At 56.3% G+C, this 13,172-nt stretch carries 5 protein-coding genes and 1 pseudogene; 4 read left to right on the forward strand and 2 right to left on the reverse strand.

All coding sequences use genetic code 11. The annotated features are described in order from the left end of the window. The first annotated feature begins 102 nt into the window (after nucleotides 1-102). Nucleotides 103-5,976 (forward strand): RHS repeat domain-containing protein, encoded by a 5,874-nt coding sequence (locus tag AC781_RS07665; RefSeq protein ID WP_067776056.1) that lies wholly within the window; start codon nucleotides 103-105, stop codon nucleotides 5,974-5,976. A 124-nt stretch (nucleotides 5,977-6,100) separates the two neighbouring features. Here AC781_RS07665 and AC781_RS07670 read toward each other — a convergent pair. Then, nucleotides 6,101-6,788, reverse strand: a pseudogene (locus AC781_RS07670) (IS1595 family transposase). A 712-nt stretch (nucleotides 6,789-7,500) separates the two neighbouring features. Here AC781_RS07670 and AC781_RS07675 point away from each other — a divergent pair. After that, entirely contained in the window at nucleotides 7,501-10,014 is a 2,514-nt protein-coding gene (locus tag AC781_RS07675; protein ID WP_067776059.1) for a protein translocase subunit SecDF, read from the forward strand. Nucleotides 10,015-10,203: 189 nt separating this feature from the next. On the opposite strand, the gene AC781_RS07680 is transcribed toward AC781_RS07675, so the two are convergent. Beyond that, the gene (locus AC781_RS07680; RefSeq protein ID WP_067776062.1) at nucleotides 10,204-10,920 is read right to left on the reverse strand and encodes a hypothetical protein; all 717 of its coding nucleotides are present in this window, start codon (nucleotides 10,918-10,920) and stop codon (nucleotides 10,204-10,206) included. A gap of 107 nt (nucleotides 10,921-11,027) precedes the next feature. Here AC781_RS07680 and AC781_RS07685 point away from each other — a divergent pair, with 107 nt between their 5' ends. Both AC781_RS07685 and AC781_RS07690 read left to right on the forward strand, forming a co-directional pair. Beyond that, nucleotides 11,028-12,635, forward strand: a complete 1,608-nt coding sequence (locus AC781_RS07685; protein ID WP_067776065.1) for an ABC-F family ATP-binding cassette domain-containing protein — start codon at nucleotides 11,028-11,030, stop codon at nucleotides 12,633-12,635. A gap of 69 nt (nucleotides 12,636-12,704) precedes the next feature. Further along, nucleotides 12,705-13,127 carry a hypothetical protein gene (locus AC781_RS07690; RefSeq protein WP_141675818.1) on the forward strand — a complete coding sequence of 141 codons (423 nt, stop codon included), beginning with the start codon at nucleotides 12,705-12,707 and terminating at the stop codon, nucleotides 13,125-13,127. Nucleotides 13,128-13,172: the final 45 nt, after the last annotated feature.

The following is a 13,172-nucleotide window of genomic DNA, read 5'->3' on the forward strand; positions in this document are numbered from 1 at the left end:
AAATTTAGACAAAAACGCCCACGACGCTTGCCTTACCTAAAGGGAGAAACACCCGGCCGGCAAGCGTCGTGAAAACAAACGACAAACCAAACTCGACAACATATGAACACGAATGAAGAAAACAACGGGCTTGCCGGAGCCGGAAACATGGATGATACACTGAATCCGAAGGGATATATTGCCGTCTTGAAACCGGCGCACGAACAGCCGAAAGAATTCAACGAACCGCACCCGAAAGGCTTCCCATATGATTGGGAAGGTTATACGAAACTGGAAGACGGATCTTCATCTTCCTCCTCCGGCTCGGAATCAGGAAAAGCTGGCGCTGAACCTGTAGATTCCTGCATCCTGCTGGGAGCGGACGACAATGCCAAGCTCTTTGTCGCCAGCGGATATGCCTTTCTGGAGCCGCGTGGAGAACAGGGAGGAGGAAATTATAAAGAAGTAACCTCCACACCATTCCAGATGGTACCGGGGAAGTACTACCCTGCCTCATTATGGTATGAAAACATCCACTACAAGCCTGCGAATCAAAATGTCGCGATCCTGAAAACGCGCCTCAACGGCAACCCGATCACACTTTACAACCTTGTACCCAAAGGCCAGTTGCCTGAAAAAACACTTTGCGCCTGCCCGTGCAGCTGTGAAAACGGCAATGAAGGCGGGCAGCCGGCAGCGGCAGCTCCGGCCGTGGCCACGCTTGCCGCCGCTTCGGCCACATCCTTCGAACCCTCACCTCTGGCCAGCAGCAGCGCGGGCAACCGCACCACGGCCACCTCGGATGAAGACGCCATGATCTGGCGCATCAACTTTGGCGTCCTCCGCGGCCTCATGGGCATCCCCGGCGGACATCTGGAACTCGTCCGCTTCACCGGCGGCAGCGAAAACTGGAGCCCTGCGGCGCTGGACTACCGCCACCCCCTTGAGGACAAACTGGACATCCCGCAGGGAGGCATCGTCGAAAACGGCATGGTCCGCATCCGCGCCGGCAGCGGCCGCCGCTACTACCTCATCACCAAATCCGGCCCCGCGCCCATGGGCATCACCACCCTGCGCGGCGAACGCACCACCCTCCTCACCGCGCAGAAAACACCCACCGTCGACATCGCCTCCGCCGCCTACATGCGCGTCGAGCAGAACGACAAAAGCCGTGCGGACTACAACATCGCCACCGGCCGCCTCGACAGCTACACCACCCCGCTCCAGCAAACCTTCACCGCTGCGGAACTCGCCGCCCACCTCGCCGTCATCCGCGACGCAGCGGGCTACCTGCGCCAGATCCGCAACACATGGGACGGCCTCCTCAACATCGAAAACGTCACCGCCACCGGCTACACCATCGCCCTCTATCTGCCCGGCCAAATCACCGGGCAGGACATCGCCACCGGCCTCTACACCACGGAAGGCGCCCCCTTCAAAACCTACACGATCTCCGGCGACCCGGAAACCGGCCGACTTGCCATCACCGAACAGGCTGCAGACCGCACGCCGCACACCACCGTCTGGTGGCAGCAAAACCGCGTCTGGAACATGATACAGGGCAGCGGCGAAGAAGCCGCCCACACCCTCCGCGAACGCATCGACCATGAAGACGGCACCTGGGCCATCGTCACCCGCATCCGCACCGGAGCGGAAGGGGCGGACGCCTCCTGCACCGCCGAAACATGGCGCAACAGCCCCTACGGCCCGCAGCGCCTCAGCCGCACCGAAGGCCACGGCAGCACGGCCGCCCTCACCACCCGCTACACCTGGAACGGCTCCGGCCGCCTCATCGGCGAAACCGCGCCGGACGGCAGCGCCACCACCTACGGCTACGCTGCCGGGGGCCGCATCCGCTCCGTCGCCACCCCGTGGGCCGGAGGCGGAGAACGCATCGTCTACACCTACTACCGGGACGAACGAGGCAACAGCGACGACATCGCCTACACCCGCACCGCCCTCATCAAAAACAACGAACCCACCCACCTCGACCGCACCGACTACACCTACATCGAAGAAAACCACATCCGCCGCGTCGAAAAACGCAGCACCGCCCTAGGCAGCCCGCACACCCGCCTCGAAACCACCGAAACATGGCTCGGCACCGCGCCGAACGCACTCGACCGCGGCCGCATCCGCATGACCCAGACCATCGACGGCACCCAGACCTGGTACGCCTACGCCGCCACGGCGGAACACGGAGCCCTCTACACCGTCACCGCGGAAACCCGCATCGAAGGCGCCCCCGTCGCCGGGCAAAGCACCCGCAGCATCCGATACATCGATGCGGCAGGCAACACAGTCCGCACCGAACAGCACGCCCTCACCCTCGACGGCCAATGGTGCCTCCTCGACAGCGCGGACTACGCCTTCGACCACATCAACAAATGGACCCGCCGCACCCGCGCCAACGGCCGCACCGCCGAACGCGAAAACATGTGCTGCGGCCTCCTGTGGGAAAAAGACGAAAACGGCATCACCACTTCATACGCCTACGACAGCCTCCGGCGCAACACCGAAACCATCCGCTCGGCTACGGAAACCCCCCCTGAAACCATCGTCTCCCGCAACTACGACGCCCTTGGCCGCACCCTCTCCGTCCGCACCGACATCGGCGCCATGAGCGCCGTCGAAACCACCGCGTATGACGCCTCCGGCCGCCTCGCCTCGCAAACCGACGCCCTCGGCCGCACCACCGCCTACGCCTACAGTGCGGACAGCCTCACCGAAACCGTCACCACCCCTGCGGGAGCCACCCTCATCACCCGCCGCCACCCGGACGGTACCGTCCTCGAAGAAAGCGGCACCGGCCAGCGGCACCTCCTCCACAGCATCGACACCGTCGACGACGGCATCCGCACCGCCACCCGCACCGCGGCAGCCGAAGGCAGCCTCCTGCTCCGCCGCACCGTCGTCAACGGCTTCGGAGACACCATCCGAATCGCCACGCCCAACGCCGTCGGAGGCAGCAACTACGCCAACAGCAGCTACAACGCCAAAGGCCAGCTCATCCGCCAGCAAACCGACGCCCTCGCCCCCCTCCTCTACGAATACGACGCCATGGGCAACCTCATCCGGCAAACCGTCGCCTTGAGCGACGCGCCCACCCCGGCCGACAGCCGCATCAGCGAACAAACCCTCACCTACGAACAGCGGGAAAACGGCACCTTCCAAACCGCCACCCGCACCGTCTACAACGCCGAAGGCCAGCCTGTCACCACCGAAGAAGCCACCCTCGCCTCGTCGCTGGACGCCACGCTGGCAGCCCAAACCGTCAGCACCGACGCCCGCGGCAACGCCACCGTCCGCTGGACCCTCTACGGCGAAGGCCCGGCCCTCGAACACCGCCTCCACACCCCGGAAAGCGACACGGAAGCCGTCACCACCGTCATCGACGGCTACGCCATCCGCGAAACCGACCACCGAGGCGTCACCACCACCCGCAGCCGCAGCTACACCGCGGCAGGCAGCATCGAAACCGTCATCGACGGACGCGGCAACGCCACCCTCATCGAACGCGACATCGCCGGACGCACCGTCAAACAAACCGACGCCGCAGGCCATACCACCCTCACCGCGTACGACCCGGCCACCGGCCAGCCCTCCCTCGTCACCGATGCGCTGGGCCACACCACCCGCTACACCTACGACCACCGCGGCAGAAAAACCGGCGAAAACGGCACCGCCGTCCAGCCCGTCCGCTACACCTACGACGAAAGCGACCGCCTCGCCACCATGGAAACATGGCGCTACCCCGGCAAAAACCTCACCGAAATCGACCCCACCCTCAAGGGAGACATCACCCGGTGGGACTACGCCGCCGACACGGGACTCCTCACCCGCAAAACCTATGCGGACGGCAGCCACACCGACTACGCCTACGACAGCAACAACCGCCTCAGCGTCACCACCCAGAGCCGCGGAACACGCAGCACCTGGACCTACGCTCCCCTCACCGGCGAACCCATCGCCCTCGCCCACAGCGACGGCACCCCGGGTGAAACCTACACCTACAACCACCTCGGCCAGCTCCTCACCGCCAGCGACGCCGCAGGTGCGCGCACCTACGCCTACAACCGGTACGGCGAACTCGAAACCGAACAAACCGAAGGCCTCGTCTCCAGCCTCCTCACCCGCACCCGCGACGGACTCGGCCGCAGCAGCGGCCACACCCTCGCCCATGCGGGCAGCCTCATCCAGCACATCGAAACCGCCTACGACAACAAAGGCCGCATCGGCAGCGCCGGAGACCACGGCAAAACGCCCTACACCTGGGGCTACGCCGCGGCCAGCGGACTCCTCGAAACCCTCCAGTACCCCAACACCCTCAAACGCTGGTACCTCTACGAACCCAAACGCAACCTCGTCGCCACCATCAACTACCAGCGCCCCGGCAGCGCCAACTACCCCGCCAAAACCGACTACGCGTACGACGCCCTCGGCCGCCCCACCGGCAAACAGGACTACTGGAACACCGCCACCCCCGGCCGCACCCACGCCTACGCCTACAACAGCCGCAGCGAACTCGAAGCCGACAACATCCAGCCCGGAGGCAACCGCAGCTACACCTACGACAACATCGGCAACCGCAAAAACACCGTCGACCCCGCCCGCAACCTCCAGTATGCCAGCACCCCGCTCAACCAGTACGGCGCCATCGGCAACTTCACCCCGCAATACGACGCGGACGGCAACCAGACCAAAATCAAAACGGCCACGGGCGAATGGACCGTCACCTACAACGCCAACAACCGCCCGGTCGAATTTGTCCAGGGAACCAAACGCATCGCCTGCATCTACGACCACATGGGCAGGCGCGTGGAAAAAGCCGCATGGAACAATAACACCTTGACCAAACGGCAGCGCTACATCTACAACGGATACGTGCAAATCGCGGAAATCGACGCCACCAACGAAGACGCTCCGCAGGTAGTCAAAACCTACCTCTGGGATCCGTCTGAACCCGTCGCTACGCGCATCCTGCACATGACCGTCTGGAACAACGGAACGGAAGTGGAAAGCCTCTACTACACACACGACCTGCAGAAAAACGTCACGGCCCTCTTCGGGCAGGCGGCAGGTCGCCGGGCGCAGTACGAACACGACCCCTACGGCAACCCCATCAACACCACAGGAGACGCCGCAGGGCTGAACCCCTACCGCTACTCCAGCGAATACCACGACGAAGACCTGGGCCTCATCTACTACAACTACCGCCACTACAACCCCACTGACGGCAGATGGATCAACCGCGACCCCATCGCCGAACAGGGAGGGATCAATCTGTATGGGTTTGTTAATAACATTGTTATACGATATTTAGATGTTCTTGGCAAAAAGGATAAAGACACTACACCTCCAGCTTCTCAAATTCCAACCCATCAAACAAAACCTTTACCGCAGTTACCAAAACATGAACCTAGTGTGGATAAATTTGCTCCTTCTGGAGTTAAGGGCGGTGTCGGAAGCGGCAGTGCATTATTACTTGATGTTTTGAATGCAAAAAATGAAATTGATGCAATTGGAAGAGCTCTTTATTCACAGGCATTAATTTCAAAGTTGAAGGAAGAAGCAGCTCGTCGATGCCGAGAAACACGAGATGCGCAGCAAAAAAAAGGCGGTTGTTGTTATCTTATGGTTGCTGCACAAATGGAACATAGCTGTACAGCTTATAATGTAGCAATTGTGGGTAGGGGTCGTATGATGGGCATCCGATCAGCACATTATTTTTATAGTGATGAAGAATGTAAGAAAAAAAGTATTTCTATTCCTTATTCAATCAGCCAAGCATTTGGCTATTATAATCCAAAAACAGTTGGGGTACAATTATATCCATTAAATATGTCGTATGGTACCAAGTACGGCGGAGAAGCTCCTCCAGAACCTGAGAAAGAGCCTAGTGTACTTGATAATTGGCACCCACCTGTACCTAATCCTAATTGGCAATACGATGTATTTGGACCTGGCGGTTGTTTCTCTTCTGGCATGGGATTCTAATATATCTGCTTCCATTTAATTGAATGGGATTGTCTTAAAATCTCTTTTATAAGACAATCCCATTTTTTAATTCATTAAAATTTATGGGATGAAATTTGAGAATTAAATTAGGCTCAAGAATACTTTAGAGGGGACACTCTAAGATTTGATAAGATGAGATGTACATATTTCCATGTCGATGATTGAACCGATACTCACATTCTTTCAGATGCAAATAAATATGCGATTTTCGAATCCCTCTGAATTTATTCAATCGTGTTTTGGCTACTGACCAAAACCTTCAATTCCATTCACATGAATGTTACCCCTGACGAATTCGTTGGCTCCATGCTCAACTGTTTCATGCTCCGGATATCCTATCTCTTTGAGGACTTGATAGCTTTTGAATCCATATGTATAAACTGTTGAACTCCGTGAGCTCTTCTGTGAAATAATTTTTATGAGAGTTTCGCTTTTAATATTTTCTACGATTCTCGAATAAACCTTGCGATTGTTACGTTCATAGACGCCAAATACGATTGTTTTTCCTAGAGCTTCGCGACCTCGTTTCCCTCGCATTCTGCGGATTCCAAGGTAACATTCATCCAGTTCATAATGCCAGCTCCATAGAAGCATGCTTGCTCGGAAATTTTCGATAATCGTCGTCTCAAAGACAGTAATATCCTATTGATTGTTTCGTGTGTTATGTCTATAATTATCGCAATTTTAGAAGCTTCTATATCCACAATGAACAGTCGAATAATCTCTCTCAATTTCTTCTTAGAAATATGGGAACGGAAAATATATTTGTTGCGCCCCCATAGATAATACATTAAGAGGTTCTATGTTCCGCTAAAGTACTCTTGAGCCTAAATATTTTGTGAACGATTATTAAATCGAAATTCATACACTTGCGAATAGAACAAGAACGTAGATTTTTCACAGCACGAAGATGGGTTTGTTGGTCCAGCGAAAGTTCTCGAAAATTGCTATATTATTTGCGTGAACGGATGTGTGTAAAACTCAGTCATTCTATAATTTCTGTTGATGATACACAAATCCGTGTCGTAGAGTAGGTCATAGCTTCTAGATTGATCGGTATAAAATTGCGAAGCAAAAACGTATTTCCTTGTTAATAAACGAGAGCATTATAATACATACAAGGTAATTTATAATTTTTGTATAGAAGTGTATGTTCTTTGTCAAATATGCAAGAAAAACAATTGTTTTATTGTGAGCTTTGAGACTATTGATACAACGAATGCGTCAAACACTGGAAAAACTTGCATCATATTCGAAATGTTGTACTATCAATAGTAAAAAGGCGGATACTAGTTCAAAATGGAGCTTCAAAAATGTATTTTATAAGAACTTACAACAAATATGTTGCCTTCTGTTTTATTTGCGTTATTTATTCATTAATAAATTGATTTTATATACTTTTGTATACCTATTTAATGTAATAATGGCTGAACAATAGCTTGACGTTACGAAAATTTAAAGCATCATCATTCGACGTTATTTTAATTCCTCTGTCCCGTATCTATGAATTCCAGTTCTCTTTTTCTCGCCGCTGAAGATTCTTCGTCTTCCGCCGTTTTCAATGCGCTGTATGGTTTCTTCAGCAGCCCGTTTTTCATTTTCGTGGCGGGCTTGGTGCTGCTGGGCCTGTTTTTCTGGTACCTTGCTTCGGATAAGGATAAGGTGAAGCGCAATATCGGTACGTTTTTCATTCTGGGCATTTCGACGTTTTCGATTGCTTCGCTGTTGACGAACAGTATCCGTTACGGGATCGATATCAAGGGCGGTACGTCGTTTACGCTGCGTGTGGTGCCGAATATTATCGACGGTATGGAGCAGCCGATCGATATGGACAAGGCCTGTACGGCCATTCAGGAACGTCTGGACGCTTCCGGTACGAATGAAGTGTCCGTGATGGCGCAGGGCAAGGACAAGATTCTGATTCAGGTGCCGGTGACGGAAGACGCCGAGGTGGATGCCTTGCGCGACAATGTGACGCGTATCGCCAAGCTGGAGCTGCTGAAGGTGCATCCGAATAGCGATGTCATTCTGTCGGACGTCGATCCGGAGACGCGCAGGCCCCGTGCCGTGCCGACCGGTTTCCGTGTGATGAAGCACGTATTTGAAGATGATCAGGGCAAAAAGCATGAGAGCGATTTGGTGATCGAACGCCGTTCCAATGCCCAGTCCCAGGAAGTTTACATTACCGGTAAGGATATCGCTTCCGCCAACCCGGATTACCAGAACAAGGGCCATGTGAATGTATCGCTGAGTACATCGGGCGCCTACAAGATGAAGAAGCTGACTTCTTCGATGCAGCTTGGCCGCGATCGGCTCGCGGTGGTGCTTGACGATAAGGTTGTGAGTGCTCCGGTGGTGCAGAATACGCTGTACAAGGAGTTTTCTATTTCCGGTCTGGATGGGAAGGGCGAGGCTGAAAATCTGTCGAAGATTCTTTCGAATCCTTTGACAAACAAGCTTGAAGTGCTGGGCGAGCAGAAGGTGTCCGCCTCGCTGGGTCTTTCTGCTTTGGAGCAGGGTGAAATGTCCGGGATTATCGGTCTGTTGTTTGTGTTCGCCTTCGTTTATGTGTACTACCGTTTTGCCGGTATTGTGGCGATGATGGGTCTGGCGATCAATGCGATCGTGCTGCTGGGCATCATGTCGCTGTTCGGTTTCGTGCTGACTCTGCCGGGTATTGCCGGTATCGTGCTGACGCTGGGTATTGCCGTGGACGCGAACGTGCTGATTTACGAGCGCATGCGCGAGGAGCGGGAGCAGGGCCGTTCGTTCGGTACGGCTCTTCGCAATTCGTTCGAGAAGGCGTTCTCCGCCATTTTCGACTCGAATATTACATCGCTGCTGACGGCTCTGATTCTGTTCTGGCTGGCGAGCGGTTCGATCAAGGGCTTCGCGGTGACGACTTCCGTCGGCGTGCTGACGTCGATGATCGGCGCGTTGATCGTGACTCGCGTGCTGTTCTACTGGGCGGACAGGTTCGGCGTGATGAAGGACGCCAAGTTCCTGAATCTTTTCAAGAATCTGAAGACGGTCGATTTCATGGGCAAGGCTCGCATCGTGACGATTTCGACGATTTCCGTGCTGGTGCTGTGCGCCGGTTATGCCGCGTACAAGGGTGAGGGATGCCTCGGTATCGACTTCACGGGCGGTTCTTCCCTTTCCTACAATATTCCGCTGGGTAAGGAAGATCTGCTGAAGTATCAGGATGTGGATGCCGCCGTGAGTCAGCTCCGCGGCAGCCTGAGCAAGGCCGCCACGGTGCAGGAGTTCACGAATCCGGCGAAGTCCAATACGATTCAGATCCGTTGCGCCAATGAGCAGGATGCGAAGCTGGTGGAGGATTACCTGAAGAAGAATGTGTCGGGCGTGAAGGCATTCTATGCGGAGACGGATGCCCCGAAGGATGCGGATTCTCTTGAACCTCCGAGCCGTGAGACGGTGAGCGCCCTTCTCGGCGAGACGTTCTTCAATACGGCTATCTGGGCTCTTGCTGCCGGTATGTTCGGCATCATGATGTATCTGGCGCTGCGCTATGAATGGTCGTTCGCCATCGGCGCTCTGGTTTCGACGCTGCACGATATCGTGGCGGTGATTCTGCTGGTGATCGTGTTCGGTATGGAGCTGAATATTATCCACATCAGTGCGTTCCTGACAATTGCGGGTTATTCGATCAACGATACGATCATTATTTACGACCGTATCCGCGAACGCCTGCGCGTCGCTCCTGAAGACGAGCCGATCAAGGATATCATGAATGAGGCCATCAACTCGACGTTGTCCCGTACCTTGCTGACGTCCCTTTGTACGTTGGCGGTGATTGCCTGTCTGTTCTTCTTCGGCGGCCCGGCGATGCGCGATTTCTCTGCCACGATGATGATCGGCGTGATCGTGGGTACGTATTCTTCCATCTTCATCGCCTCTCCGGTGGTGCTGGCCTGTTCGAAGAAGCACAATCTCCGCAAGGAAGTGCAGGCAGCCCATGTGGCGACGGTTCCCTCCTCTTCTGCCGACGAATAAGGATCCGGCGGGAGGAAGGGCGAGAGCCTGTTCCGATTTTACCGATTTTCAACCCGTGGCGGCCATGTGCCGCTGCGGGTTTTTGCTTGCAGGGAAGAAGCCGTCGACCGGCCTGCGGCACGCAGGGAGGCGGCTGGGGAGTGGCCGTATTGAGGCCGGGGAAGAAACCGGGTTGCCTGATCGCTGGGGTCAGCGAGGGCTTTTCCGGATGTTCTCGATCATGTGGTCGAGTTGTTTGGATTCCCGGGCTTCGCGGGTGTAGAAGCCGTAGTATTTGTTGTTCCTGCCTTTGACGAGCTGCCAGTGCTCGAAGGGGAGTTTGTGGCCGACGGGATAGATTTCCCGTAATGATTCGACGGAGTGGGGGGCATCCTGCCAGCGTTTGGTGCTGTAGTCGCCGGGGGGCATGATTTGGAGGCGTCCGCACCAGATCCACGGATCGAGGATGACGGCGTGCGGCCATGCGCTGTAGGCGGGGGAGATGTAGACGCAGTTGTGCTCGGAGCCTTCGGCCTGGTCGCGTACGCAGCAGCCGATGCGGAAGTATTGCAGCGGGCGGCGGCGGAGTTCGCGGTACATGTCGTGCTGGTAGTGCCAGCAGAGGCCGCGGTCCTGCATGTTGCCGTTGACGAGGATGTTGTTGAGCCAGCCGGGCAGGGTGGTGTCGTTGAGCCGGGCGATGTCTGCGGAGGCCTTGTAAGCCTGATCGGAGAGCCATTGGGCTTCGGCCTGGGCTGCCGGGAGGCTTGCTTCGGCCGGGGGAAGGAGGCGGAGCAGGGTATCCTTGAGTTCGGTGCGCTCTTTGCGGATGGTCGGGGTGTTTTCGTAGCCGGCCGGCGGAGGGAATCCGCAGGAGCTCAGGAGTCCCAAACAGAGAAGGGCGTAACAGATTTTTCCGGCCGTCATGGTTCGACAGGACGCTAGCAGATCGGCCGCCTTATTGCCAGCGCTTTTTCTGGCAGTCAGTCTCCGGGCTTGTGTTTTTGTTGCGTTTCGTTTAATGTTTTCGGAGTATGCTGACCATCAAAAAACTGACGAAGGCCCATGCCGGGCGCACACTGTTCCAGGAGGCGGAGATGTCGATCAACTGGGGGGAACGCTGCGCGCTGGTCGGTCCGAACGGTGCGGGCAAGTCCACGCTGTTCCGCATGATTCTGGGTGAGGATGCGCCGGACGAGGGTTCGATCATGCTGGACGAGTATGCGGTGGTGGGCTATCTGCCTCAGGAAGCGGGCGACCCCAAGGAGGAGTCCGTGCTGGAGATCGCGATGGGGATTACGCCCGAGATGGAGGAGGCGATTCACGTGATGAAGATGGCGGAGAAGGAGGGGAAGACGGATTCCCCGGCCTACGGCGAGGCAGTGGATACGTTCAATGCGTTGAACGGTTACCAGCTTGAACCGAAGGCGAAGAAGATTTTGAAGGGGCTTGCTTTCCGAGACGAGGATTTTCACCGTCCCGCCCGCGAGATGTCCGGCGGCTGGGTGATGCGTGCGCATCTGGCCCGCCTGCTGGTGGCGGAGCCGGATCTGCTGATGCTGGACGAGCCGACGAACCATCTCGACCTGCTTTCGCTGCTGTGGCTGCAGAGGTATTTGAAGAATTATCCCGGCGCGATTCTGATGATTTCGCACGATCGCGATTTCATGGACGAGCTTGTGGAGACGGTGTTCGATATCGAGGATGAGAAGCTGGTGTCGTACACGGGCAATTATTCTTCGTTCCTCGACCAGCGTGAGGTGCGCTACGAGCAGCAGGTGGCGGCCTACCGCAACCAGCAGAAGGAGATCGCACATATTCAGGAGTTCATCGACCGATTCCGTTCGATCAATTCCAAGGCGGGGCAGGTGCAGAGCCGCGTGAAGCAGCTGGAGAAGATGAATCTGATCCCGAAACCGAAGCAGGGTCGGAAGGTGTTCAAGTTCAATTTCCCGCAGCCGCAGCGCAGCACGCAGAAGGTTATTGAGCTCGAAAAGGTGTCGCAGGCGTACGGCAAGAGGAAGGTGTACGAGAATCTCGACCTTCTCGTGGAGCGCGGCGACAGGATCGTGCTGGTGGGGCCGAACGGTGCGGGCAAGTCGACTCTGTTGAAGATTCTTGCCGGCATCATTCCGATCGACGGCGGAAAGCGGACGCTGGGGTTGACGACGCGCATCGGGTATTTCTCGCAGATGCGTTCGGAGAATCTGACGCCGAATTTCACCGTGCTGGAGGAGATCATGAAGGCCGGCCCGGAGCTGCGCGAGGAGGAAGCCCGCGCGGTGCTGGGTTCTTTCCTGTTCCGCCGCACGGATGTGGAGAAGCGGGTGGAGGTGCTTTCCGGTGGCGAGAAGTCGCGCCTGAGCTTGGTGAAGTTCCTCGTCGATCCGCCGAATCTGCTGCTGATGGACGAGCCGACGACCCACCTCGACCTTCTTTCCGTGGAGGCGCTGAGTCAGGCGCTGAAGCATTACGAGGGTACGTTGGTGTTCATTTCCCACGATGTGCATTTTATCCGTTCGCTGGCGGAGAAGACGCTGCACGTCGCCCACGGCGCGGTGACTCCGTATGCGGGCGGGTATGATTATTATCTGGAAAAATCCGGTATTCTGGATGATGAGAAGGGCGGCATGGATAGCTGACGCTGCATTTTTGTCATGACCAGAGCAATTTTTTTGCAACCTTGACCGGTACCGGGTGTTTGTATGGGCATGAAGGTTTCCAATGATACTGCACGCGATCAAGCGCTGGATGCGCTGCTCGGGAAGGCTCGCAAATATGCGGCGCCCGAGGGTTTTGCGGACAGTGTGATGTCCAGGCTTGGAGACGCTGAGTCTCCCTATTCAAACCGCAGGCTGCGCTCCCGCCGTTGGTGGGTGGCTTCCGCAGCTGCTGCAGTGTTGGCGCTCGGCGCGGCTGTGCAGGTGCTTCTGCCCTCCCTGTCACAGCCGTCGTCCATTGCTGTGAGCGATGTTTCTCTGCCGGATGATTCCGTGCTTCTGGCGGATGCCATGCGCTCCATCGGCGACGAGGAGCTTGTGGATGCCATTTGCACGATTGTGGAGAACAACGGCGCATCCCTCAGTCTAGACGAGTTTGCCGCGATGGAGTGGGACGATTCAGTACTTCAATAAGACGGATAGTAGCAGAAAATGATAAACCCCGGATTGTATGATCCG

This window comes from Neoakkermansia glycaniphila, assembly GCF_001683795.1.
Taxonomy (GTDB): Bacteria; Verrucomicrobiota; Verrucomicrobiia; order Verrucomicrobiales; family Akkermansiaceae; genus Akkermansia; species Akkermansia glycaniphila.

What these genes read in the sequence shown, in the direction of transcription:
- AC781_RS07685 (WP_067776065.1), top strand. Translation starts at nt 11,028, where the DNA reads ATGCTGACCATCAAAAAACTGACGAAGGCCCATGCCGGGCGCACACTG.
- AC781_RS07680 (WP_067776062.1), bottom strand. Translation starts at nt 10,920, where the DNA reads ATGACGGCCGGAAAAATCTGTTACGCCCTTCTCTGTTTGGGACTCCTG.
- AC781_RS07675 (WP_067776059.1), top strand. Translation starts at nt 7,501, where the DNA reads ATGAATTCCAGTTCTCTTTTTCTCGCCGCTGAAGATTCTTCGTCTTCC.
- AC781_RS07665 (WP_067776056.1), top strand. Translation starts at nt 103, where the DNA reads ATGAACACGAATGAAGAAAACAACGGGCTTGCCGGAGCCGGAAACATG.
- AC781_RS07690 (WP_141675818.1), top strand. Translation starts at nt 12,705, where the DNA reads ATGAAGGTTTCCAATGATACTGCACGCGATCAAGCGCTGGATGCGCTG.